Genomic DNA, 23,084 nt, shown 5'->3' with positions numbered 1-23,084 from the left:
GGGACGTCGCTATTTGTTACGTCTCCAATGCAAACGATTGCCTTCATGACGCTGGTCACCTCGCTCAAGCGCCTGACGCTGGCCGCCCTCGTCTGCACCGCGACCTCGACCGCGGCCAGCCCGGCCACCGCCCGCGGCCCGGAGAACTTCACCCTGCACATCGGACTGCGGCTGCTGAGCGGTTGCGAGCTGCGCACTGCGCCGCCGCGCGCCAGCTGCTCCAAAGGCACGCCGATGGCGATCGCCCCGCCAGCCAGCACCGCCGAAGCCCCGACCGTCACCAGCACCGGGCAGGATGCCAGCGCACTTGCCGGGCCTGCGCCTGCCGGCAGCGCGCGCATGACCACGATCGCGTTCTGAGCATGGCCGCGCCCCGCCCCTGTCGCTGCCTGCTGACGCTGGCGTTGGCCGGCCTGTCCATCGCGGGCAGCGCCGCTGGCGCCGAGATCGCGATCGCCCCGACGACCGCGCGCATTCCCGCCGACAACGACCAGGCCACCGTCTGGCTGTACAACCAGGCGGCACTGCCGTGGCGCGCCGACGCCAAGCTCTACCGCTGGCGCCAGGACGGCGACCGCGAGCTGCTCGAACCGACCGCCGCCGCCACCGTCAGCCCGGCGCATTTCGAAATTCCTCCACAAGGCCGGCAGCTGCTGCGGGTGATCCGCCTCGGCCCCGGCCCGGTGCAGACCGAGGACAGCTACCGGCTGGTGGTCACCCAGCATGCCACCGGCAGCGATAGCGAACTGTTGCGGTACTCCACGCCGGTATTCGCCCTGCCCAGCCAACCGGGCGACCCGCACCCGGCACTGCAGGCCAGTCTCTCCGGCCACGGCAGCGGCCGCGCACTGCAAATCCGCAACGCCGGGCCAGGCCATGCCAGGCTGGCCGACCTGGCCTACATCGATGCCGGTGGCACCCGCCGCCGCATCCGCGACGACCTCGCCGGTTACGTGCTGCCGGGCCAGACCCGCCACTGGCCGCTGCCCGCCGACCTGCCGGTTGGCAATGGCCGCTTCGTGGCGCGCATCAACAGCGACATCGAGACTACGCTGGCACTCGAGCCATGAATGGGGAATAGGGAATGGGGAATTGGTACGGCGCATCGCGGTAGCTGCAGGTTTCGCTCGCGGATGCTCAAGGCACTAGGCTTTCCCGATTCCCGATTCCCGCCCCACCCAATTGCACCGCCCCGTCCAGCCGGCTATACTCCGCCGGCTGTTGTGCGTCTTTCACGCATCGCGCCGTCCACGTCGGACGTCATCGACGAATTCACACCTGCCGCCGCCATCCGTGCCGGGGTGCCCCCACAAGGGGTTCGTCACGGAGGCGACAGGGAAGCCCAACCCCGGAATCATGTGCGTTTTGATGCGAGTGCCTCGCAACAGCCCGCGCATCCATGTGCGGACCCTTCAAAGTCCAGGCCGCGCACGGCGATTCCGCTCTTACGGAGTTACTTCAATGCCCCAAGTCACCATGCGTCAGATGCTGGAAGCCGGCGTCCATTTCGGCCACCAGACCCGCTACTGGAACCCCAAGATGGCGCCGTACATCTTCGGCGCACGCGGCAAGATCCACATCATCAACCTCGAGAAGACCGTTCCGCTCTTCAACGACGCGATGAACTTCCTGTCGTCGATCGCGCAGAAGCGCGGCACCGTGCTGTTCCTGGGCACCAAGCGCAGCGCGCGCGAGTCGATCAAGGAAGAAGCCGAGCGTTGCAACATGCCGTTCATGACCCAGCGCTGGCTGGGCGGCACGCTGACCAACTTCCGCACCGTCAAGCAGTCGGTTGCCCGCCTGAAGGAACTGGAAGCCGCTGAAACCGACGGCACCTTCGAAAAGCTGGTCAAGCACGAAGTGCTGGGCCTGCGTCGCGAGCGCGAGAAGCTGGACGCCTCGCTGGGCGGCATCAAGGAAATGAACCGCCTGCCCGACGCGATCTTCGTGATCGACATCGGCCATGAAGACATCGCCATCAAGGAAGCCAAGAAGCTCGGCATCCCGGTGATCGCAGTGGTCGATACCAACTACGATCCGGCCCTGGTCGACTACGCCATCCCGGGTAACGACGACGCCATCCGCGCCGTGCAGCTGTACGCACGTGCCGCCGCCGATGCCGTGCTGGAAGGCAAGGCTGCTGCGCCGAACTCGGCGTCGGTTCGCGAAGAAGAGTTCTCGGCCGAAGCCGGCGACGAAGGCAAGGGCCGTCGCGCTCCGGCCAAGAAGGCCGACAAGAAGGCCGACGCACCTGCGGCACCGGCTGCCGAGTAATCGGCATGCCATGCGGTCGCTCCATGCTGGGCGGCCGCAGCCCCGGCGGGTCCATCGCGCCCCGTCGCTGAGGCCACCCAAAATTCTTACGGGGACGGCGCGCACGCTGCACCGTCTCCTCTCTGGCGGAACACTTCCGCCGTACGCATTCGTCCATACGAGGTAATTCCATGGAAATCACTGCTTCCCTGGTCAAGGAACTGCGCGAGCGCACCGGCGCCGGCATGATGGAGTGCAAGAAGGCACTCGTCGAAAACGCTGGCGACATCGACGCTGCGGCCGAGTGGCTGCGCAAGTCGGGCCTGGCCAAGGCCGACAAGAAGGCTGACCGCGTTGCCGCCGAAGGCCGCATCGCCACCGCACAGGCCGGCGGCAAGGCCGTGCTGGTCGAAGTCAATTCCGAGACCGACTTCGTCGCCAAGGATGAGAACTTCCTGGCCTTCACCGAAGTCGTCGCCAATGCCGCACTGAATTCCGACGTGGCCGATACCGATGCGCTGAAGAGCGTCAAGCTGGACAGCGGCGAAACCATCGAAGAGCGTCGCGCTGCGGTCATCGCCAAGGTCGGCGAGAACCTGCAGGTGCGTCGCCTGGTCCGTGTCGACAGCGCCAACAACGTCGCAGCCTATGTGCACGGCGGCCGCATCGGCGTGCTGGTCGAGCTGAAGGGCGGCGACATCGAACTGGCGCGCGGCATTGCGATGCACATCGCTGCCATGAACCCGCCGCACGTCAAGGCATCCGACGTTCCGGCCGAGTTTGTCGCCAAGGAAAAGGAAATCGAACTGGCCAAGATGTCCGAGAAGGACAAGTCCAAGCCGGCCGAAATCCTGGAAAAGATCATCAGCGGCAAGATCAGCAAGATCGTCAACGAAGTGACGCTGTACGGCCAGCCGTACGTGCTGAACACCGATCAGACCGTCGAGCAGGCCGTCAAGGCCGCTGGCGCCGAGGTGATCGGCTTCCAGCGCCTGGCCGTTGGCGAAGGCATCGAGAGGGTGGTGGAAGACTACGCCGCCGAAGTGATGAAGCAGGCTGGCCTGGCCTGATCTTCGCCACAGCGTGAAGAAAGCCGCGGCCATGCCGCGGCTTTTTTTTTGCCTTCCACTGCGCGCCGCATCCACACGCAGCAAACTGAAGCGCACGCATCCGTCGCGGCTTCAGCCGGCCTCGACGCTATAGATGTCGTCGGGGTTGCCGCTAAACCTGGATGCCAACCACACTCTCAGAACCCGCCGCGCATGCATTCCAGCGCGGCGACCGCGGGCCGTGGCGTGCTCAAACTCACCGAACGCAGCTGTATGCTTGCGTTCACTGTTGGCGATGACTCATGCAACCAGATCTCCAGGCCGCCCTGCACTACTGCCGTAACCTGCCCTCGCCCCCGGGCGTCGCGCTGCGCATCATCGAGCTGGCGCAGGACCCGGATGTGGACATGACCACCACCGCGAAGGTCATCGGCATGGACATGGCCCTGAGCGCACGCATGCTGCGCGTGGCCAACTCGCCGCTGTACGCCAGTCGCCGCCGCGTCGACAACCTGGGCCAGGCACTGACCATGCTCGGCCTCAATGCGACCCTCAGCCTGGCGCTGGGATTTTCGATGGTGCACGGCGTGCGCAGCACCTTCGCCGCGCATCCGTTGCATGAGCGCATCTGGCGTCGCGCCGGCCTCTGCGCCCTGGCAAGCCGCATCCTGGGCCAGGCCTATGGCATCCGCAAACCCGAAGAATTGATGCTGGCCGGCCTGCTGCAGGACATCGGCAAGCTGGCGCTGCTGCAAGGCGCACCCGCGCTGTACGCCCCACTGCTGGAACAGGCGCCCGACAACGCGTCGCTGCTGGAGGCCGAGCGCCAGCACCTGGGCGCCACCCACGCCGAGATCGGCGCCTGGCTTGCGCACCAGTGGCAGTTGCCGCACTACCTGCAGAATGCGATCGCGCAGAGCGAAGAAGAGCCGGCAGGGCTGGAGCCCTTCATGGCCTGTGTGGCACTGTCCGGGCACCTGGCCGACATCTGGCTCTCCGCCAGCGCCGTCACCGCGACCGAGCATGCGCAGCGCCAGGCGCAGGACGTGCTGGAACTGGATGCCGAACGCTTCGAAAAAGTGATCGAACGCATCGCCGAATCGCTGCCCGAGCTGGAAGCGCTGTTCGATATCCGCGTGCCGCAACCCGAGCACATCCAGCTGATCTTCGAACAGGCGCGCGAGCTGGCGATGCTGCGCAGCCTGCGCGAACTGCAGGATGTGGCCGAAGCGCGCCGACACGCCGACGAATCGGAAAACCGCATGCGTCATCTGGCCGAGCAGGCCAGCCGCGATGCGCTGACCGGCGTGTTCAACCGGCATCAGCTCGGCACCGCCTTGGCGCATGAATTCGAACTGGCATCGCGACAGAGCTGGCCGCTGTCGATCGCCTTCATCGATCTGGACGACTTCAAGCGTGTCAACGACGCGCACGGCCATCTGGTCGGCGACGAGGTGTTGCGCAACTTCGCGCAGACGCTGCAACGCATGGTGCGCACCAGCGACCTGGTGGCGCGCTATGGCGGCGAAGAATTTCTGGTGATCCTGCCCAACACCCCTGCCGATGCGGCATTGATGGTGATCGAGCGCATCCTTGCCGAGACCGCGCGCACGCCGATGGCGCAACTGCAGGGCGGCCCGCTGCACATCACCTTCTCCGCCGGCCTGGCCACGCATGGCGGCATCGAGCGCCAGTTCGAAAGCATCGAGCATCTGTTGCAGGCGGCCGACAGCACGCTGTACCGCTCCAAGCATCGCGGCCGCAACCGCGTCACCGCCTACGATGCGACCGATGTCTCGACGCCGCCGAACCTGCGGGCACACTGAGCACGCCGTCACTTGGATGCCGACAAAGGAATTTTTACCACGCCCGGTGGCAGGCTTCCGCTAGAATTGCCGGCGTTTGCCGTCCCCCACCCCCGAGGTCTCCCCCATGTCCGAACTTTCCTATCGCCGCATTCTTCTCAAACTTTCCGGGGAGGCGCTGATGGGGGACGGGGATTACGGCATCGACCCCAAGGTCATCAACCGCCTTGCCCATGAAGTGATCGAAGCCCAGCAGGCCGGCGCACAGGTCGCGCTGGTGATCGGCGGCGGCAACATCTTCCGCGGCGCCGGCCTGGCTGCCAGCGGCATGGACCGCGTCACCGGCGACCACATGGGCATGCTGGCCACCGTGATCAATGCGCTGGCCATGCAGGACGCCCTGGAAAAGCTCGGCGCCAAGGTGCGCGTGATGAGCGCGATCAAGATCAACGACGTCTGCGAGGATTTCATCCGTCGCCGCGCCATGCGCCACCTGGAAAAGGGCCGCATCGCGATCTTCGCCGCCGGTACCGGCAACCCGTTCTTCACCACCGACTCGGGCGCGGCGCTGCGCGCGATCGAAATCGGTGCCGATCTGCTGCTCAAGGCAACCAAGGTCGATGGCGTGTACGACAAGGACCCGAAGAAGCACACCGACGCGGTGCGCTACGACAGCCTGACCTACGACGAAGTCATCATGCAGGGCCTGGAAGTGATGGACACCGCCGCTTTTGCACTGGCGCGCGACAGCGACCTGCCGCTGCGCATCTTCGGCATGAGCGAGCCCGGTGTGCTGCTGCGCATCCTGCGTGGCGAGCAGATCGGCACCCTGGTGCAGGGCCGGAGCTGAGTTTAGGGATTCGGGAATCGGGATTGGGGAGTCGCAAAGGCGCGGCGCCCGGGCTGCGCTGATAGCTCACGATGGCGACGCCGGGCGTGAAGTGCCGGCAAGTGAACCGGCTGCGCCGGCCCATGCAGGCCGGCGAGTCGTGAAACCCCAGTCCCGGCTATAATCCCCGGATTCAGCTCCACACGGATTCCGGCGATGCTCAACCAGATCAAACAAGACGCGCTCACGCGCATGACCAAGAGCATCGATGCTCTGCGCCATTCACTGACCACCGTGCGTACCGGCCGCGCTTCGCCGGCGCTGCTGGACGGCATCAAGGTCAAGGCCTACGGCACAGACACCCCCCTCAACCAGGTTGCCAGCATCAGCGTCTCCGAAGGCCGCTCGCTGGTGATCAGCCTGTTCGACAAGGGCATGATCAAGGATGTGGAAAAAGCCCTGTATGCCTCGGATCTGGGCCTGACCCCGACCGTGGTGGGCACGGTGATCCGTCTGAACCTGCCGCCGCTGACCGAGGAGCGCCGCAAGGAGCTCAGCAAGTCCGTGCATGGCGAAGGCGAAGACAGCAAGGTGGCCATCCGCAACATCCGCCGTGATGCCAATCAGCAGGTCAAGGATCTGCTGAAGGACAAGAAGGTCACCGAAGACGAAGCCCGCAGCGCCGAAGACGACATCCAGAAATTGACCGACAAGGCCATCAAGGATGTGGATGAGGTCGTCAAGGGCAAGGAACAGGAATTGATGACGGTCTGATCGTGGCATCTCCTGCCATGCATCCAGCCCCTTCTACCGACGCGATACCGCGCCACATTGCCATCATCATGGATGGCAACGGGCGTTGGGCGCAGCGTCGGCGACGTCCGCGCATGATCGGCCATCGCGCCGGTGCGCGTGCGGTCAATCGCACCATCGATTTCTGCCTGGAAAAAGGCGTCTCGGCACTCACCCTGTTCGCGTTCTCCAGTGAAAACTGGGGCCGCCCGCAGGAGGAAGTCGATGCGCTGATGAAACTGTTCCTGCATGCGCTGGACCGCGAGGTCGACGAACTGCAGCGGCGAGGCGTGCAAGTGCGCTTCATCGGCGAGCGCAGCCGCTTCGCCGCACCGCTGCGCGAACGCATGGCCGCTGCCGAGCGCGTTACCGCCGGCAACGCACGCCTGGTGCTCAGCATCGCGGCCAGTTACGGCGGCCGCCAGGACATCGCGCTGGCCGCGCGTGCGCTGGCAGAAGAGGTGGCGGCCGGACGCCTGCAACCGCACCAGATCGACGAGGCACTGCTGTCCAGCCGGGTCGCCCTGTCGGACCTGCCGGCGCCGGACCTGTTCATCCGTACCGGTGGCGATACCCGTATCAGCAATTTCCTGTTGTGGCAGCTGGCTTATACCGAACTGTGGTTCACCGAAACCCTGTGGCCGGAGTTCGATGCCGGCGTGCTGCAGCAGGCGCTGGACGACTATGCCGGGCGCGAACGCCGCTTCGGCCTGACCAGTGCCCAGATCGCCGACAAGGCGACGGAGACGTCCTCCGCATGACCAAGACCCGCGTGATTGCCGCGCTGATCATGGCGCCGCTCGCCATCTGTGCGATCGTGCTGCTGCCCACGCAATGGCTGGCGGCGCTGGCGGCGATCCTGTTCCTGACCGGTCTGTGGGAGTGGCTCAAGCTCTCCGGCATCGACGACAGCCTGCCCCGCACCGTGCTGCTGATGCTCAATCTGCTACTGATGGTGCTGATGGTGTGGGCGTCGGCCGGCTCCATGGTGCTGTTCCAGATCGCCGCCCTGGTGGGCGTGGTCTGGTGGCTGCTGGCGCTGCTGTGGCTGCGCTTTTTCACCTTTGGCGCCGATCATGGCAATGGCCAGGCGCGCGCGCTCAAGCTCGCTGCCGGTACGCTGGCAGTGCTTCCGGCCTGGGCCGCGCTGGTGCTGCTGCACGCCAACCCGGACAAGGGCAACCTGTGGCTGCTGACCGCGCTGACCATGGTCTGGGCGGCCGACTCGGGGGCGTATTTCGCCGGGCGCGCGTTCGGCAAGCACAAGCTGGCGCCGCGCATCAGCCCGAACAAGACCATCGAAGGCCTGCTCGGCGGGATGGTCGCCGGTATCGCGGTGGCCTGCGCCTTCGGCTGGCTGGCCGGACTGACCCTGGCGCATGTGCCGCAGCTGGTCCTGGTCGCGGCGGTGGCGGTGCTGGCGTCGGTGCTGGGCGACCTGTTCGAGAGCCTGCTCAAGCGCCATGCCGGCGCCAAGGACTCGGGCACGGTCATTCCCGGACACGGCGGCGTGCTGGATCGCATCGATGGCGTACTCGCCGCCCTGCCGGTGTTCGCACTCGGCAAGGAAATTCTCGGATTCTAAGCATGGCTGGCTCTTCTCCCCGCCAGGTCGCCGTATTCGGCGCGACCGGCTCGATCGGCACGTCGGCATTGGACGTGATCGCCCGCCATCCGCAACGGCTGCGCGCCAGCGTGCTGTCTGCGGGCAGCCAGGTGGATGCGCTGCTGGCGCTGTGCGCCACGCATCGCCCCGCGCACGCAGTGATTGCCGACCCGACCCTGTACCCGGCTTTGCGTGACGGGCTGCATGCGGCCGGTCTGGCCACCCAGGCGCATGCCGGGACGGCGGCGCTGGACGCGCTGGCCGGCAGCGATGCCTGCGATACCGTGGTGGCCGCGATTGTGGGAGCGGCTGGCTTGCCCTCCACGCTTGCCGCCGCCCGCGCCGGCAAGCGCCTGCTGCTGGCCAACAAGGAATCCTTGGTCCTGGCCGGCGAGCTGCTGACCCGCACCGCCGCTGCGGCGGGCGCGCAGATCATTCCGATCGACAGCGAACACAGCGCGATCTTCCAGTGCCTGCGCTCCTGCGATGCGAGCCGCGGCGTGCGTCGGGTGATCCTGACCGCGTCCGGCGGCCCGTTCCGTGGCTGGGATCGCAACGCGCTGTCGGCAGTGACGCCGGCGCAGGCGGTTGCGCACCCGAAGTGGTCGATGGGCCCGAAGATCTCGGTGGACTCGGCCACCTTGATGAACAAGGGCCTGGAAGTCATCGAGGCGCACCATCTGTTCGGCCTGCCCGGCGAGCAGATCGACGTGCTGGTGCATCCGCAAAGCCTGGTGCATTCGCTGGTGGAATTCGTCGATGGCTCCACCCTGGCCCAGCTCGGCCTGCCGGACATGCGCACCACCCTGGCGGTGGGCCTGGCCTGGCCGGAACGGGTCGACTCGGGCGTGGCGGGCCTGGATCTGCTGCAGCAGGGCCGGCTGGATTTCGAGGCGCCCGATACCGCCGCATTCCCCTGCCTGCGCCTGGCCTGGGAGGCTTTGCGCGCCGGCGGGACCGCGCCGGCGATCCTGAACGCGGCCAATGAAGTGGCTGTTTCAGCGTTTCTTCAGGGCCAAATAGGTTTCCTAGCGATCCCTGCGTTGGTCGAACACACGCTGACAACGCTCCCACGGCACAATGCCGACTCCCTCGACACCCTGCTTTTTGCCGATGCGCAAGCCCGGCAAACCACCGAACGCGCCCTCGCCAACCACGCCCTTCATGCCTGATCGATCCACGCAGCCGAGTTGCATCCATGGGTGATTTCATCGGTTCGGTCTGGTGGATGATCGTCAGCCTGGGTCTGTTGGTGACGTTCCATGAATTCGGACACTTCTGGGTCGCGCGCCGCTGCGGCGTCAAGGTGCTGCGTTTTTCGGTGGGCTTCGGCAAGCCGTTGTGGATGCGGCGCGACCGCCATGGCACCGAGTTCGTGGTGGCCGCGATCCCGCTGGGCGGTTACGTCAAGATGCTCGACGAGCGCGAAGGCGACGTGCATCCGGCCGAACAGGACCAGGCGTTCAATCGCAAGACGGTGTGGCAACGTATCGCCATCGTCGCGGCAGGCCCGATCGCCAACCTGTTGCTGTGCATGGCGATGCTGTGGGCGATGTTCGTGGTCGGCAAGCAGGATTACTCGGCCACCGTCGGCCGCGCCGACGGCCTGGCCGCCGAAGCCGGGCTGACACCTGGCGAGCGCATCGTGCGCATCGACGGACGCAGCGTGAGCAGCTGGAGCGATGCCAGCATGCAGCTCACCACCGCGGCCATGGACAAGCGCGACATCCGGGTGCTCACCGCCGCCGAAAGTGGAGGCCACAGCGAACACACCTTGCGTCTTTCGCAGCTGCCGGTCGGTTTCGACGAGCGCCGCGTGGCATCGCTGGCCGGCATCGGCTGGCAGTTCATGTTGCAGCCGCCGGTGATCGCCGAGGTGGTGCCCGGTTCGGTGGCCGACGGCCTGCTCAAGCCGGGCGATCGCATCGTGGCCATCGATGGCCAGCCGATCCGCTCGGCCGACGACATCATTCCGCAAGTGCAGGCTCTCGGCGCGCACGGCGGGCCGGGCATGATCGAAGTGGCGCGCGGCGAGGACCGCCTGGCGCTGGAAATCGCACCGCGCAAATCGCCGCAGGGCCAGTGGATGATCGGTGTCCGCCCCGCCGCCGCACCGGCGCCGCAATACGACAGCCGCCAGCAGTACGGCATCTTCGCGGCGGTGCCCGCGGCCATCCGCGAAACCGGCAAGATGACCGCCGATTCGCTGGGCATGATGAAGCGCATGCTGACCGGCCAGGCCTCGGTCAAGAACATTTCCGGCCCGGTCACGATTGCGCGCGCCGCCAATGCCTCGGCCGAACGCGGGCTCGACTGGTTCCTGTATTTCCTGGGGTTGCTGTCGCTCAGCCTGGCGATCATCAACCTGATGCCGATCCCGATCTTGGACGGTGGGCATCTGCTGTATTACCTTATCGAGTTGGTCAAGGGCAGCCCGATCAGCGAACGGGCCATGATTGCCGGGCAATATGTCGGCCTGGCGGTCCTGGCCGGGTTGATGGGACTGGCGTTCTACAACGACATCCTCGGCCTGGTTCCACGATGAAACTGCTCCACTCTTTCCGCCTGTTGTCGTCGTCATACGCCGGCACCCAGCAACACCCGAAATCGACTCCAACCGGATGTGACATGACGCGTCTTCCCACTCGCCGCCTGCTTGCCCTCGCTCTTGCCGCCGGCCTCAGCCTGCCAGCCGTTGCCCTGGCCGCAGAGCCGTTCGTTGCCAGCGACATCCGCGTCGACGGCCTGCAGCGCATCGCTTCCGGCACCGTGTTCACGTACCTGCCGGTGAACCGCGGCGACACCGTGGACGACACCAAGGTGGCCGACTCGATCCGGGCGCTGTACCGCACCGGCTTCTTCGAGGACGTACAGCTGGACCGCCAGGGCAACATCCTGGTGATCACGGTCAAGGAACGCCCGGCGATCAACAAGCTCACCGTGACCGGCAACAAGGACATCAAGTCCGAGGAACTGCTCAAGGGCCTGGGCGACATCGGCCTGACCGAGGGCGGCACCTTCGACCGGCTGAGCCTGGACCGCGTGACCCAGGAACTGACCCGCCAGTACAACAACCGCGGCAAGTACAACGTCGAGATCACCCCGACGGTGAGCCCGCTGGACCGCAACCGCGTGGACGTGGCGATTGCGATTAAGGAAGGCAAGGCGGCCAAGATCCGCCACGTCAACCTGATCGGCACCGAGAAGTTCGCCAACGAGGACATCCTGGAGAACTGGGAATCCAAGGAGCACAACTGGGCCTCGTGGTATCGCCGCGACGACCAGTACTCCAAGGAAAAGATGTCCGGCGACCTGGAGAAGCTCAATTCCTGGTACCTGGACCGTGGCTATGTCGATTTCAGCATCGACTCCACCCAGGTGTCGATCAGCCCCGACAAGCGCGACATGTTCGTCAGCGCTGGCGTCACCGAGGGCGAGCAGTACAAGATTTCCGAGATCAAGGTCACCGGCGACACCGTGCTGCCACAGGCCGACATCGAGCGCCTGGTCATCCCCAAGGCCGGCGACATCTTCTCGCGCGCGCTGCTGGAATACACCTCCGATGCGATCACCAACACGCTGAGCAACGTCGGTTACGCATTCGCCAAGGTCAACCCGATTCCAACCCCCAACCGCGAGGACCGCACCGTTGCGGTGAACCTGCAGGTGGTGCCGGGCCCGCGCGTGACCGTGCGCCGCATCCTCTACAAGGGCAACAGCCGCACCTCCGACGAGGTCTTGCGCCGCGAAATGCGCCAGTTCGAGAACACCTGGTACTCGCAGGCGGCGATCGACCGTTCCAAGATTCGTCTGCAGCGCCTGGGCTATTTCGAGTCGGTGAACGTGGAGACCCCGGCGGTGCCTGGCAGCAACGACCAGGTCGACGTGATCTACGACGTCAAGGAAACCACCTCCGGCAGCTTCGTGTTCGGCCTGGGGTATTCGCAAAGCTTCGGTGTGACCACCTCGGTGCAGTTGTCGCAGAACAACTTCCTGGGCGGCGGTAACCGCGTGGCGGTGGAAGCCTCGCGCAGCACCTTCCAGCAGCGTTACGCGTTCTCTTACACCAATCCGTTCTTTACCGACGACGGCGTGTCGCTGGGCTACAACCTGTCGTGGCGCTCGCTGGATTACTCGGACTTCAACACCGCGCAGTTCAACAGCAAGAACGGCTCGGCGCAGGTAGTGTTCGGCGTGCCGATCACCGAGAACGACACTGTCTCGGCAATGGTGGGCATCGACAGCAATCAGATCACCACCTTCCCGGGCACCACGCCGCAGGCGATCGTCGACTACATCGATGCGATCGGCACGCGCACCTTCCATGCCTGGCGCAGCGAGCTGGGTTGGGCGCGCGATACCCGCAACGACTTCTTCATGCCCACCCGCGGCATGTACCAGCGCGTCGGCCTGGAAACCACCCTGCCCGGCTCGACGGTCGAGTACTACAAGCTCAACTACCAGATCTCCAACTACTGGCCGATCATCCCGGCGCTGGTGTTGAACACCCGCTTCGAGCTGGGTTACGGCGACAGCTACGGCAACGACAGCACCCGCGTAGTCACCAACCCCGATGGCACCTCGCGCACCATCACCGCCACCGGCCTGCCGTTCTACGAGAACTTCTACGCCGGCGGTACCAATTCGGTGCGCGGCTTCGAAGACAACACCCTGGGTCCGCGTTCGGAGCCGATCAACGGCTTCAACCGCGGCCAGCCGCTGGGTGGTTCGTTCAAGACCGTCGGTTCGGTGGAAATGTATTTCCCCAAGCTGTTCGACAGCCCGTCGGCGCGCGTGTCGGCGTTCTTCGACTTCGGCAACGTGTACAGCGGCGTGGACAACTTCAAGGCCAACGAGCTGCGCGCCTCCACCGGTGTGGCGCTGTTGTGGCGCGCTCCGGTCGGCCCCATTTCGATCAGCTACGCGTTCCCGCTGAAGAAGGAAGACAACGACGAGATCGAGCGCCTGCAGTTCACCTTCGGCGGCCAGTTCTAAGACGCACACAAGACAATGGCGGCCCGATTGATCGGGCCGCCATCGTTTGTCTGTCGTAGCTGAAGCGCTACCGGTTCAGAGGTAGCTCTGGAACAGCGTGCTCAGGCAGCTGGCCGTACCGCTCCAATCGGACGGATTGACGCACTGGACCTGCTGGTCCCAGAAGCTCTGAGCGTCGGCGCGCTGCTGCGCGAAATCGTCGGCCGAGGCGCTGCTGACTGCGCCCAGCAGGACGACGCCGGCGAACATGGAGAGGAGAGTTTTCATATGCTTCTTCCTGGGTTAGCCGCTCGGTTGCGGCCAGGCAACAGATACGCCTGACTGTTTGGCGGATTCTTGGCGATGTTTTTTTTCCGTAAAAACAGCCACTTACTGTTTACAAGAGGTTCACCTGATGCCCCTGACCGCCAGTGCGATTGCCGAACAATTTGGTCTGACCGTCGTTGGCGACGGCGCAACCGAAGTCACCGGGGTGGCGACGCTGGCACACGCCGGAGCGGGCCAGCTGAGCTTCCTGTCCAACCCGCGCTACCGGCCGCAGCTGGCCGACACGCACGCGGCGGTGGTGGTGGTGCGCGCCGATGACGCTGAGGCGGCGCACGGCACCGTGCTGGTTGCCAAGGACCCGTACACCGCATTCGCCAAGATCGCCGCGTTGTTCGACGTGGCGCCGGTGCGCGAGCCCGGCATTCATCCCCTGGCGGTGATCGACCCCAGCGCGCAGGTGTCGCCCGGTGCACATGTCGGGCCGTTCGTCAGCATCGGTGCGCGCAGCCGCGTGGGCGATGGCTGCATCATCGGCACCGGCAGCATCATCGGCGAAGACTGCGTGGTGGACGACGGCAGCGAGCTGATCGCCCGCGTCACCCTGGTCACCCGCGTGCGGCTGGGCAAGCGCGTGCGGATTCATCCCGGCGCGGTGATCGGCGCCGATGGCTTCGGCCTGGCGATGGATGCCGGCCACTGGATCAAGGTGCCGCAGCTGGGTGGTGTGGTGATCGGCGACGACTGCGAGATTGGCGCCAACACCTGCATCGACCGCGGCGCGCTGGAAGATACCGTGCTCGAAGAAGACGTGCGCGTGGACAACCTGGTGCAGATCGCCCACAACTGCCGGATCGGCGCGCACAGCGCGATCGCCGGCTGCACCGGCATTGCCGGCAGCGCCAAGATCGGCCGGTATTGCCTGCTCGGCGGGCACGTCGGCGTGGTCGGCCACCTGGAGATCTGCGACAAGGTCGTGATCACCGGCAAGTCGGTGGTGCGCAATTCCATCCATGAGCCGGGCGAGTATTCGTCCGGCACCCCTCTCACCGACAACCGCACGTGGCGCAAGAATGCCGCGCGCTTCAAACAACTCGATGCGCTGGCAAGGCGCATCCTGGCTGTGGGCAAGGAGAACGCATGAGTCACCCCGTTTACGAGCTGCCGATCGACGTCAACCAGATCCAGACGCTGATCCCGCACCGCTACCCGTTCCTGCTGATCGACCGGGTCATCGAGCTGGACCTGGAAGCCAAGCGCATCGTTGGCCAGAAGAACGTCAGCATCAACGAGCCGTTCTTCCAGGGCCACTTCCCGAGCCGTCCGGTGATGCCGGGCGTGCTGATCATCGAGGCGCTGGCGCAGGCCGGCGGTGTTATGACCCAGCTTGGCCTGGGCCGCGACGCGCTGTCCAAGCTGTTCTACATGGTCAAGGTCGACAACGCGCGCTTCAACAAGCAGGTGGTGCCGGGCGATGTGCTGATCCTGGAGGTGCAGATGAAGCGCCTGATCCGCAACATGGGATGCTATTACGGCGAGGCCAAGGTCAACGGCGAGATCGTGGCCAGTGCCGAAGTCATGTGCGCCGGCGCCAAGGAATAACCCGTTTTTGGAGGTGAGACACGATGCGTGATCAAGCACCCTTGATTCATCCCACCGCCGTCATCGACCCGTCGGCGCAACTGGCCGACGACGTGCGCGTTGGCGCGTTTTCGCTGATCGGCGCCGACGTGCAGATCGGCGCCGGCACCGAGGTGGGGCCGCATTGCTCGATCCACGGCCCGACCCGGATCGGCCGCAACAACCGGTTCATCGGGCATGCGGCGATCGGCGGCGAACCGCAGGACAAGAAGTACGCCGGCGAGCGCACCGAACTGGTGATCGGCGACGGCAACGTGATCCGCGAATTCGTCACCATCAACCGCGGCACCGGCGGCGGTGGCGGCATCACCGTGGTCGGCGACGACAACTGGATGCTGGCCTACACCCACGTGGCGCACGACTGCCATGTCGGCAACCACTGCGTGTTCTCCAACAACACCACCCTGGCCGGCCATGTCACCGTGGGCGACTACGTGATCATCAGCGGCTTTGCCGGTGCGCATCAGTTCTGCCGGATCGGCGCGCACGCCTTCCTGGGCATGGGCGCGCTGACCAACGGCGACGTGCCGCCGTTCACCATGGTCGGCAGCGAATCGCTGGGCCGCCCGCGCGGCATCAACAGCGAAGGGCTCAAGCGTCGCGGCTTCGATGCCGAGCGCATCACCGCGATCAAGCGCGCCTACCGCACGCTGTACGTCGCCGGCCTGCCGTTGGCCGAGGCCAAGGCGCAGCTGGCCGAACAGGCCAAGAGCAGCGAAGATGTGCGCGGGCTGCTCGAGTTCATCGAGGCGGCGGAAAGGCCGTTGTTGCGATGACGGGAATCGGGAATCGGGAGTCGGGAATCGCTACAGGCGCGCACGACGACGCGTCTGTCGTCAGCCACCCGACGGCACTGCCGATTCCCCATTCCCCACTCCCGATTCCCAGCGCGCGCGAGCGCGCCCCACGCATCGCCCTGATCGCCGGCGAAGCTTCCGGCGACATCCTCGGCGCCGGGTTGATCGATGAATTGAAGCGACGTTATCCGAACGCCGAGTTCGTCGGCATCGGCGGCGACGCGATGCGTGGTGCCGGTTGCCAGACCTGGTTCGATGCCAGCGAGCTGGCGGTGATGGGGCTGACCGAAGTGCTGCAGCATCTGCCGCGGCTGTTGAAGCTGCGCCGCGCCTTCCGGGAGCGTGTGCTGGCGTGGAAGCCGGACGTGTTCATCGGCATCGACGCACCCGATTTCAATCTGCCGGTAGAGCGCTGGCTCAAGCAGCGTGGCGTGCGCACCGTGCATTACGTCAGCCCATCGGTCTGGGCATGGCGCGAGAAACGTGCCGAGAAGATCGGTGCCAGCGCCGACCTGGTGCTGTGCCTGTTTCCGATGGAGCCGCCGATCTACGCCAGGCACGGCATCGATGCGCGCTTTGTCGGCCACCCGATGGCCGACGACATCGCCTACAAGGCCGACCGCGAGGCGGCCCGCGCGGCCCTGGGCATCTCCGCCTCCAGCACCGTGCTGGCGGTGCTGCCGGGCAGCCGGCATGGCGAGATCAGCAAGCTGGGCGACACCTTTTTCCAGGCCGCCTGGCTGGTGTCCGAGCACCTGCCCAACCTGCACGTACTGGTGCCCGCCGCCAACCCGGGCTGCAAACAACTGCTGGCCGAGCAGCTATCGCGCAGTTCGTTGCCGGTGCTGCGCTCGCACCTGCTCGACGGCCAGGCGCGCACCGCGATGCTGGCTGCCGACGTGGTGCTGCTGGCGTCGGGCACCGCCACGCTGGAGGCGATGCTGGTCAAGCGCCCGATGGTGGTCGGCTACAAGGTCGCCCCGCTCACCTACCGCATCGTCAGGACGCTGGGCCTGCTCAAGGTCAACCGCTACGCGCTGCCCAACATCCTGGCCAACGACGATCTCGCCCCCGAGCTGATGCAGGACGACTGCACCCCGGAACGCCTATGCGTGGCCCTGCTGGACTGGTTCAAGCATCCGGAAAAAGTCGCGGCCCTGCAACCGCGTTATCTGGCCCTGCACGCCGAGCTGCGCCGCGATGCGTCGGCGCGTGCGGCCGATGCGGTGGCGGAGCTGCTGACGCAGCCGGAATCGGGAATCGGGAATGGGGAATCGGCAGGAGCTGGGCCATGAAACGCTCGAGCTTCCACAGTGCCGTTGTCGTTCCGACGACGCAGGACACGCTCTTCCACGATTGCCCAATCCCGATTCCCGATTCCCGCCTGATTGCCGGTGTCGACGAGGCCGGCCGCGGTCCGCTCGCCGGGCCGGTGGCGGTGGCGGCGGTGGTATTCGATCCTGCCAAGCCGCGCATCAACGGGCTGGACGATTCCAAGCAACTGACCGCGCAGCGCCGCGAGCAGCTGTACGCGCGCATCGTCGAGCGGGCGCTGGCGTGGTCGGTGGTGCTGATCGACAGTGAAGAGATCGACCGCATCAATATCTACCAGGCGACCATGCTCGGCATGCGGCGCGCGGTGGAAGGCGTGGCGCACGTGGCCGGGTTTGCGCGGATCGACGGCAACCGCGTACCCAAGGGGCTGCCCTGCCCGGCCGAGGCCTTGATCGGCGGCGATGCGCTCGATCGCGCCATCATGGCCGCCTCGATCGTGGCCAAGGTCACCCGCGACCGCCTGATGCAGCAGCTGCACGCCGAGCATCCCGAATACCGCTTCGACCAGCACAAGGGCTACGCCACGCCGGTGCATCTGGCCGCGCTGCGCAGCCACGGGCCGTGCCCGCAGCACCGTCGCAGCTTCGCCCCGGTACGGCGTGCCTTGGGAATCGAGGCGGCGCAGTCGCCGTGGGACGTGCCCTGCGCAACCCCGGCCGACGACCTGCTGCGGGCCGACTGAACGACCGCACCCCAGGCAGACCGGCCCGCTACCGGCGCCATCCCTCCATTGACGCGTAAGCAGCCGGTTCGCCCGGGGCCTCGAGCATCGAACCTCGCACACCCGCGTCCGCGGGCCGCCGATCCGCGCAATCGCCACTGCTGCGCCGCACGCAGCTAGCCGAAGCCTGAATCGGCTGCCGCGCCCAGCCCCCGTGGCAGCTGGCCGCGGCCCTGCGCCGGCGCTGTCAAGCCTTGTTCGACCGGACCACGCTCGTTACCCTGACCGCGCATTATTCCGGTCTCGCATGTCCACTTCCCGCTTCGTCCATCTGCACGTCCACACCGAGTTCTCGCTGGCGGATTCCACCATCCGTGTGCCCGAGAAACCGGATCAGGCTGACCCGAAAAAGGCCAAGCAGGCCAACCTGCTGAGCCGCGCGGTCGAACTCGACATGCCCGCGCTGGCGGTCACCGACCTCAACAACCTGTTCGCGCTGGTCAAGTTCTACAAGGCCGCCGAAGGCGTGGGCATCAAGCCGATCGCCGGCGCCGACGTGATGATCGCCACCCCGGACATGACGCCCTGGCGCATGACCCTGCTGTGCCGCGACCGCGAAGGCTACCTGAGCCTGTCGCGGCTGCTGACGCGCGCCTGGATGGAAGGCCACCGCCCCGAAGGCGGGGTGGCGATCCACCCGGAATGGCTGCAGGCCGGGCACGCCAACCTGTTCGCCCTGGCCGGCCGCGACAGCCTGGCCGGACGCCTGTTTTCCGAGGGCCGCGCCGATCTGGCCGAGCAGCAGCTGGCCGACTGGCAGCGCGTGTTCGGCGATGGCCTGCATCTGGAACTGACCCGCACCGGACGCGAGGGCGAGGAACGCTTCAACCAGTTCGCCTTGCATGCCGCCGGCGTGCGCGGGCTGCCGGTGGTGGCCAGCAATGACGTGCGGTTTCTGTATGCCAGCGACTTCAACGCGCACGAGGCGCGCGTGTGCATCTCCTCCGGCCGCGTACTCGACGACCCCAAACGCCCGCGCGACTACAGCGACCAGCAGTACCTCAAATCCGGCGAGGAGATGGCCGCGCTGTTCGCCGACGTGCCCGATGCCATCGACAACACGCATGCGCTGGCGCAGCGCTGCAACATCGAGATGCGCCTGGGCACCTACTTCCTGCCCGCCTATCCGGTGCCCGAAGACGAGACGCTGGACAGCTGGATCCGCAGCCAGTCGCGCGACGGTCTGGCCGCACGCCTGGAAAAGAACCCGATCGCGCCAGGCAAGACCCGCCAGGACTACGTCGACCGGCTGGAATTCGAGCTGGACACCATCATCAAGATGGGCTTCCCCGGCTACTTCCTGATCGTGGCCGACTTCATCCAGTGGGGCAAGAACCAGGGCATTCCGATCGGCCCGGGCCGCGGTTCCGGTGCCGGCTCGCTGGTGGCCTGGGCGCTGCAGATCACCGACCTGGACCCGCTGCCGTACAACCTGCTGTTCGAGCGCTTTTTGAACCCCGAGCGCGTGTCGATGCCCGACTTCGACATCGACTTCTGCATGGATCGCCGCGACGAGGTGATCGACTACGTGGCGCGCAAGTACGGGCGCGAACGGGTCAGCCAGATCATCACCTACGGCACCATGGCCGCCAAGGCGGTGGTGCGCGACGCCGGGCGCGTGCTTGGCTTCACGTACGGGTTGGTCGACAGCGTCGCCAAGCTGATCCCCAACATCCTGGGCATCACGCTCAAGGATGCAATGGGCGAAGGCAAGGACTCGGAGATGGCCTCGCCGGACCTGATCCAGCGCTACCAGGTCGAGGACGACGTACGCGACCTGATGGATCTGGCCCGTCAGCTCGAGGACCTCACCCGCAACGCCGGCAAGCACGCCGGCGGCGTGGTGATCGCGCCCGATCCGCTGTCCGAGTTCTGCCCGCTGTTCGCAGAACACGACGAAGACGGCCGCGGCAAGAACCCGGTGACCCAGTTCGACAAGGACGATGTCGAAGCGGTGGGCCTGGTGAAGTTCGACTTCCTCGGCCTGCGCACCCTGACCATCATCGATTGGGCGGTCAAGGCGATCAACGTGCGCCATGCGCGCGCCGGCATCGACCCGGTCGACATCACCACCATTCCGCTCGACGACGTGCCCACCTACAAGGGCGTGTTCGCCTCGGGCAATACCGGTGCGGTGTTCCAGTTCGAGTCCTCGGGCATGCGTCGCCTGCTCAAGGACGCGCGCCCGGACCGCTTCGAAGACCTGATCGCGCTGGTGTCGCTGTACCGCCCCGGCCCGATGGACCTGATCCCGGACTTCAACGCGCGTAAGCACGGCCAGCAGGAGATCGTCTATCCGGATCCGCGCACCGAAGTCATCCTGAAAGACACCTACGGCATCATGGTGTATCAGGAGCAGGTGATGCAGATGGCGCAGATCGTCGGCGATTATTCGCTGGGCGGCGCCGACCTGCTGCGCCGTGCGATGGGCAAGAAGGTGCCGGCCGAAATGGCCAAGCACCGCGAGATCTTCCGCGAAGGCGCGGCCAAGGGCGGGGTGAGCGCGGCCAAGGCCGACGAAATCTTCGACCTGATGGAGAAGTTCGCCGGCTACGGCTTCAACAAGTCGCACGCCGCCGCCTACGCGCTGGTCAGCTACCAGACCGCCTGGCTGAAGCGGCATTACCCGGCCGAATTCATGGCCGCGACGCTGTCCTCGGACATGGACAACACCGACAAGGTGGTTGGCTTCCTGGATGAAGTGCGCAACCTCGGCCTCACCGTCAAGCCGCCGCGGGTCAACGAATCGGCCTACATGTTCGAAGCCGCCAGCCCGGACACGATTCAATACGGCCTGGGCGCGATCAAGGGCGTCGGCCAGGGCGCGTGCGAGGCGATCGTCGAAGAACGCCAGCGCGGCGGCCCCTACACCACGCTGCTGGATTTCTGCACGCGTGTGGGCACCGCAAAGCTCAACCGCCGCACGCTGGAAGCGATGATCAATGCCGGCGCGATGGATGGGCTGGGCAGCAACCGCGCCTCGCTGATGCTGCAGCTGCCGGAAGTGATGAAGGCCACCGAGCAGATGGCGCGCGAACGCGCCTCGGGGCAGAACTCGCTGTTCGGCGGGCCGGACCCGAGCGCCCCGGCGATGCGGCTGGACCTGCCCGAAAGCAAGGAATGGCCGCTGGGCCAGTTGCTCACCGGCGAGCGCGAAACGCTGGGCTTCTACCTCAGCGGCCACCCGTTCGACCCGCATCGCGACGAAGTGCGCGAACTGGTCGGCTGCGACCTGGGCGCACTGGAAAAGATCCTGGCCTCGCAACAACGCGGCGGTGGCGGCGGTGGCGATGGCGAAAAACGTGCATGGCGGCCGGAAGTCAGCGCCATCCTGGCCGGCCAGGTGATCGGCGTGCGCCGCAAGGGCGACAGCCAGGTGTTCGTGCAGCTCGAAGACGGACGCGGGCGGGTGGAATGCAGCGCATTTTCCGATGCGATGGCCGAATTCGGCCACCTGCTCACCCGCGACCGCATCCTGATCGTCAAGGGCGGCCTGCGCGAGGACGAATTCAACGGCGGCTACAGCCTGCGCATCCGCCAATGCTGGGACTACGAGCAGATCTGCGCCGAGCATGCGCAACGTCTGTCGCTGCGCCTGGACCTGCGCGAGAAGCAGGCATGGAAACGCATCGACGCGTTGCTGGCCAAGCACCGCCCCGGCAAGACCCCCCTGCGCCTGGACCTGCTGCTGCGCGCACCCAGCGGCGGCGTGGCCGGCATGCTCGACCTCAACGGCAGCCACTCGGTGCGCATCGACCAGCACCTGATGGACAGCCTGCGCGCCGACCCGGCGGTGCGGACCTTGAAGATCAAGTACAGCCCGCCGTGGGCGCAATGAATCGGGAATCGGAAATGGGGAATCGCAAAAGCGTGGCGGCCGGATACCTTGCTCTGATTCCCGATTCTCCATTCCCGATTCCGCTCCGAACGGCTCCGTACGGGCCAGCCACACCGCTTCAGCTACACTCCCCGCCTTACGTTGACGACGCCATTGCATGAATCCTAACTACCTCGACTTCGAGCAACCCATCGCCGATCTGGAAGCCAAGATCCAGGAACTGCGCAACGCCAGTACCGGCCCTGCGGTCAACGTGGAGACCGAGGTGCGGGCGCTGCGCGACAAGGCACGCGTGCGCACCGCACAGATCTTCCGCGACCTTTCGTCGTGGCAGATCTCGCAGCTGGCGCGCCACCCGCAGCGCCCGTACACGCTGGACTACATCAATATCATCTGCGACCAATTCCAGGAGCTGGCCGGCGACCGCGCCTATGCCGACGACAAGGCCATCGTCGGTGGCCTGGGCCGCATCGATGGCCGCCCGGTGGTGATCATCGGGCACCAGAAGGGCCGCGATACCAAGACCAAGGTGGCGCGCAACTTCGGCATGCCGCGCCCGGAGGGCTACCGCAAGGCGCTGCGCCTGATGAAGCTGGCCGAGCGCTTCCGGCTGCCGTTGCTGACCTTCATCGATACCCCCGGCGCCTACCCGGGCATCGGAGCCGAAGAACGCGGCCAGTCCGAGGCGATCGCGCGCAATCTGCTTGAAATGGCAGAGCTGAAGGTTCCGGTGATCTGCACCGTGATCGGCGAAGGCGGCTCCGGCGGCGCGCTGGCGATCGGCGTGGGCGACCGCACCCTGATGCTGGAATACGGCACCTACTCGGTGATTTCGCCCGAAGGCTGCGCCTCGATCCTGTGGAAGGACGCGGCCAAGGCCAAGGACGCCGCCGAACAGCTCGGCCTGACCGCCAAGCGACTCAAGGGCCTGGGCCTGGTCGACAAGGTGATCCGCGAACCCACCGGCGGCGCGCACCGCAACCCCGAGCAAATGGGCAAGCGCCTGAAAGCGGTACTGCTCAACGAGCTCGACGCGCTGGAGAAAATCCCGGTCGAAGCGCTGCTGCAACAGCGTTACGAGCGCCTGCGCAGCTATGGTGCCTACGAAGGAAACTGAATCCTGCGGCTCCGCCTGGCGGAGCCCCAAGGAACTTGCACC

20 protein-coding genes are annotated in these 23,084 nt (G+C 66.1%); 19 read left to right on the top strand and 1 reads right to left on the bottom strand.

Annotated features, from left to right (window positions below; translation table 11 throughout):
• Window positions 1-27 precede the first annotated feature (27 nt).
• The 12 genes from VZ068_RS07905 to bamA all read left to right on the top strand — a co-directional run bounded on the left by VZ068_RS07905 (window position 28) and on the right by bamA (window position 13,329).
• Window positions 28-360, top strand: a complete 333-nt coding sequence (locus VZ068_RS07905) for a hypothetical protein (RefSeq protein WP_259153496.1) — start codon at window positions 28-30, stop codon at window positions 358-360.
• 2 nt (window positions 361-362) lie between these two features.
• Entirely contained in the window at window positions 363-1,070 is a 708-nt protein-coding gene (locus VZ068_RS07900; protein WP_259153495.1) for a fimbria/pilus periplasmic chaperone, read from the top strand.
• 391 nt (window positions 1,071-1,461) lie between these two features.
• The gene (gene rpsB, locus VZ068_RS07895) at window positions 1,462-2,274 is read left to right on the top strand and encodes a 30S ribosomal protein S2 (protein WP_046963032.1); all 813 of its coding nucleotides are present in this window, start codon (window positions 1,462-1,464) and stop codon (window positions 2,272-2,274) included.
• Between the two features lie 170 nt (window positions 2,275-2,444).
• Window positions 2,445-3,323, top strand: a complete 879-nt coding sequence (gene tsf, locus VZ068_RS07890) for a translation elongation factor Ts (protein WP_349657351.1) — start codon at window positions 2,445-2,447, stop codon at window positions 3,321-3,323.
• A 281-nt stretch (window positions 3,324-3,604) separates the two neighbouring features.
• On the top strand, window positions 3,605-5,128 hold the full coding sequence (locus VZ068_RS07885; RefSeq protein WP_259153494.1) for a GGDEF domain-containing protein: 1,524 nt from the start codon (window positions 3,605-3,607) through the stop codon (window positions 5,126-5,128).
• Window positions 5,129-5,234: 106 nt separating this feature from the next.
• Window positions 5,235-5,957, top strand: coding sequence for a UMP kinase (gene pyrH, locus VZ068_RS07880; RefSeq protein WP_046963035.1), 723 nt, complete (start codon window positions 5,235-5,237; stop codon window positions 5,955-5,957).
• A 195-nt stretch (window positions 5,958-6,152) separates the two neighbouring features.
• Window positions 6,153-6,710, top strand: a complete 558-nt coding sequence (frr, locus tag VZ068_RS07875) for a ribosome recycling factor (RefSeq protein ID WP_046963036.1) — start codon at window positions 6,153-6,155, stop codon at window positions 6,708-6,710.
• A 17-nt stretch (window positions 6,711-6,727) separates the two neighbouring features.
• Window positions 6,728-7,489, top strand: a complete 762-nt coding sequence (gene uppS, locus VZ068_RS07870) for a polyprenyl diphosphate synthase (RefSeq protein ID WP_349657350.1) — start codon at window positions 6,728-6,730, stop codon at window positions 7,487-7,489.
• The gene (locus tag VZ068_RS07865; RefSeq protein ID WP_259165666.1) at window positions 7,486-8,313 is read left to right on the top strand and encodes a phosphatidate cytidylyltransferase; all 828 of its coding nucleotides are present in this window, start codon (window positions 7,486-7,488) and stop codon (window positions 8,311-8,313) included. The genes uppS and VZ068_RS07865 overlap by 4 nt, the downstream gene beginning before the upstream one ends.
• Before the next feature lie 2 nt (window positions 8,314-8,315).
• Window positions 8,316-9,506, top strand: a complete 1,191-nt coding sequence (locus tag VZ068_RS07860) for a 1-deoxy-D-xylulose-5-phosphate reductoisomerase (RefSeq protein WP_259153491.1) — start codon at window positions 8,316-8,318, stop codon at window positions 9,504-9,506.
• A gap of 26 nt (window positions 9,507-9,532) precedes the next feature.
• Window positions 9,533-10,879 (top strand): RIP metalloprotease RseP, encoded by a 1,347-nt coding sequence (rseP, locus tag VZ068_RS07855; protein ID WP_259153490.1) that lies wholly within the window; start codon window positions 9,533-9,535, stop codon window positions 10,877-10,879.
• Window positions 10,880-10,962: 83 nt separating this feature from the next.
• Window positions 10,963-13,329: an outer membrane protein assembly factor BamA gene (gene bamA / locus VZ068_RS07850; protein WP_259153489.1), complete on the top strand. Its 2,367-nt coding sequence runs from the start codon at window positions 10,963-10,965 to the stop codon at window positions 13,327-13,329.
• Between the two features lie 75 nt (window positions 13,330-13,404).
• Here the strand turns inward: bamA and VZ068_RS07845 are convergent, their stop codons facing one another.
• Window positions 13,405-13,596 carry a hypothetical protein gene (locus VZ068_RS07845; protein WP_259153488.1) on the bottom strand — a complete coding sequence of 64 codons (192 nt, stop codon included), beginning with the start codon at window positions 13,594-13,596 and terminating at the stop codon, window positions 13,405-13,407.
• Window positions 13,597-13,723: 127 nt separating this feature from the next.
• Here VZ068_RS07845 and lpxD point away from each other — a divergent pair, with 127 nt between their 5' ends.
• The 7 genes from lpxD (at window position 13,724) to VZ068_RS07810 (ending at window position 23,042) form a co-directional block, all read left to right on the top strand.
• Window positions 13,724-14,737, top strand: a complete 1,014-nt coding sequence (gene lpxD / locus VZ068_RS07840; protein WP_259153487.1) for a UDP-3-O-(3-hydroxymyristoyl)glucosamine N-acyltransferase — start codon at window positions 13,724-13,726, stop codon at window positions 14,735-14,737.
• Window positions 14,734-15,195 (top strand): 3-hydroxyacyl-ACP dehydratase FabZ, encoded by a 462-nt coding sequence (fabZ, locus tag VZ068_RS07835; RefSeq protein WP_046963043.1) that lies wholly within the window; start codon window positions 14,734-14,736, stop codon window positions 15,193-15,195. The genes lpxD and fabZ overlap by 4 nt, the downstream gene beginning before the upstream one ends.
• Before the next feature lie 23 nt (window positions 15,196-15,218).
• Window positions 15,219-16,010 (top strand): acyl-ACP--UDP-N-acetylglucosamine O-acyltransferase, encoded by a 792-nt coding sequence (lpxA, locus tag VZ068_RS07830; RefSeq protein WP_259153486.1) that lies wholly within the window; start codon window positions 15,219-15,221, stop codon window positions 16,008-16,010.
• On the top strand, window positions 16,007-17,326 hold the full coding sequence (lpxB, locus tag VZ068_RS07825) for a lipid-A-disaccharide synthase (protein ID WP_349657349.1): 1,320 nt from the start codon (window positions 16,007-16,009) through the stop codon (window positions 17,324-17,326). Before lpxA ends, lpxB begins: the two co-directional genes overlap by 4 nt.
• Complete coding sequence (locus VZ068_RS07820; RefSeq protein WP_349657348.1) at window positions 17,323-18,048, top strand: ribonuclease HII; 726 nt, start codon at window positions 17,323-17,325, stop codon at window positions 18,046-18,048. The genes lpxB and VZ068_RS07820 overlap by 4 nt, the downstream gene beginning before the upstream one ends.
• A gap of 286 nt (window positions 18,049-18,334) precedes the next feature.
• Window positions 18,335-21,925, top strand: a complete 3,591-nt coding sequence (gene dnaE, locus VZ068_RS07815) for a DNA polymerase III subunit alpha (protein ID WP_349657347.1) — start codon at window positions 18,335-18,337, stop codon at window positions 21,923-21,925.
• 157 nt (window positions 21,926-22,082) lie between these two features.
• The gene (locus tag VZ068_RS07810; RefSeq protein ID WP_349657346.1) at window positions 22,083-23,042 is read left to right on the top strand and encodes an acetyl-CoA carboxylase carboxyltransferase subunit alpha; all 960 of its coding nucleotides are present in this window, start codon (window positions 22,083-22,085) and stop codon (window positions 23,040-23,042) included.
• The last annotated feature ends 42 nt before the right edge of the window (window positions 23,043-23,084 follow it).

It is taken from the genome of Xanthomonas sp. 10-10 (genome assembly GCF_040182365.1).
GTDB classification, from domain to species: domain Bacteria; phylum Pseudomonadota; class Gammaproteobacteria; order Xanthomonadales; family Xanthomonadaceae; genus Xanthomonas; species Xanthomonas arboricola_F.
This window is presented reverse-complemented; position numbering and strand designations above follow the sequence as displayed.

Excerpts from the sequence above, each read along its gene's own strand:
- VZ068_RS07905 (WP_259153496.1), top strand. The coding sequence starts at position 28 with ATGCAAACGATTGCCTTCATGACGCTGGTCACCTCGCTCAAGCGCCTG.
- VZ068_RS07900 (WP_259153495.1), top strand. The coding sequence starts at position 363 with ATGGCCGCGCCCCGCCCCTGTCGCTGCCTGCTGACGCTGGCGTTGGCC.
- rpsB (WP_046963032.1), top strand. The coding sequence starts at position 1,462 with ATGCCCCAAGTCACCATGCGTCAGATGCTGGAAGCCGGCGTCCATTTC.
- tsf (WP_349657351.1), top strand. The coding sequence starts at position 2,445 with ATGGAAATCACTGCTTCCCTGGTCAAGGAACTGCGCGAGCGCACCGGC.
- VZ068_RS07885 (WP_259153494.1), top strand. The coding sequence starts at position 3,605 with ATGCAACCAGATCTCCAGGCCGCCCTGCACTACTGCCGTAACCTGCCC.
- pyrH (WP_046963035.1), top strand. The coding sequence starts at position 5,235 with ATGTCCGAACTTTCCTATCGCCGCATTCTTCTCAAACTTTCCGGGGAG.
- frr (WP_046963036.1), top strand. The coding sequence starts at position 6,153 with ATGCTCAACCAGATCAAACAAGACGCGCTCACGCGCATGACCAAGAGC.
- uppS (WP_349657350.1), top strand. The coding sequence starts at position 6,728 with ATGCATCCAGCCCCTTCTACCGACGCGATACCGCGCCACATTGCCATC.
- VZ068_RS07865 (WP_259165666.1), top strand. The coding sequence starts at position 7,486 with ATGACCAAGACCCGCGTGATTGCCGCGCTGATCATGGCGCCGCTCGCC.
- VZ068_RS07860 (WP_259153491.1), top strand. The coding sequence starts at position 8,316 with ATGGCTGGCTCTTCTCCCCGCCAGGTCGCCGTATTCGGCGCGACCGGC.
- rseP (WP_259153490.1), top strand. The coding sequence starts at position 9,533 with ATGGGTGATTTCATCGGTTCGGTCTGGTGGATGATCGTCAGCCTGGGT.
- bamA (WP_259153489.1), top strand. The coding sequence starts at position 10,963 with ATGACGCGTCTTCCCACTCGCCGCCTGCTTGCCCTCGCTCTTGCCGCC.
- VZ068_RS07845 (WP_259153488.1), bottom strand. The coding sequence starts at position 13,596 with ATGAAAACTCTCCTCTCCATGTTCGCCGGCGTCGTCCTGCTGGGCGCA.
- lpxD (WP_259153487.1), top strand. The coding sequence starts at position 13,724 with ATGCCCCTGACCGCCAGTGCGATTGCCGAACAATTTGGTCTGACCGTC.
- fabZ (WP_046963043.1), top strand. The coding sequence starts at position 14,734 with ATGAGTCACCCCGTTTACGAGCTGCCGATCGACGTCAACCAGATCCAG.
- lpxA (WP_259153486.1), top strand. The coding sequence starts at position 15,219 with ATGCGTGATCAAGCACCCTTGATTCATCCCACCGCCGTCATCGACCCG.
- lpxB (WP_349657349.1), top strand. The coding sequence starts at position 16,007 with ATGACGGGAATCGGGAATCGGGAGTCGGGAATCGCTACAGGCGCGCAC.
- VZ068_RS07820 (WP_349657348.1), top strand. The coding sequence starts at position 17,323 with ATGAAACGCTCGAGCTTCCACAGTGCCGTTGTCGTTCCGACGACGCAG.
- dnaE (WP_349657347.1), top strand. The coding sequence starts at position 18,335 with ATGTCCACTTCCCGCTTCGTCCATCTGCACGTCCACACCGAGTTCTCG.
- VZ068_RS07810 (WP_349657346.1), top strand. The coding sequence starts at position 22,083 with ATGAATCCTAACTACCTCGACTTCGAGCAACCCATCGCCGATCTGGAA.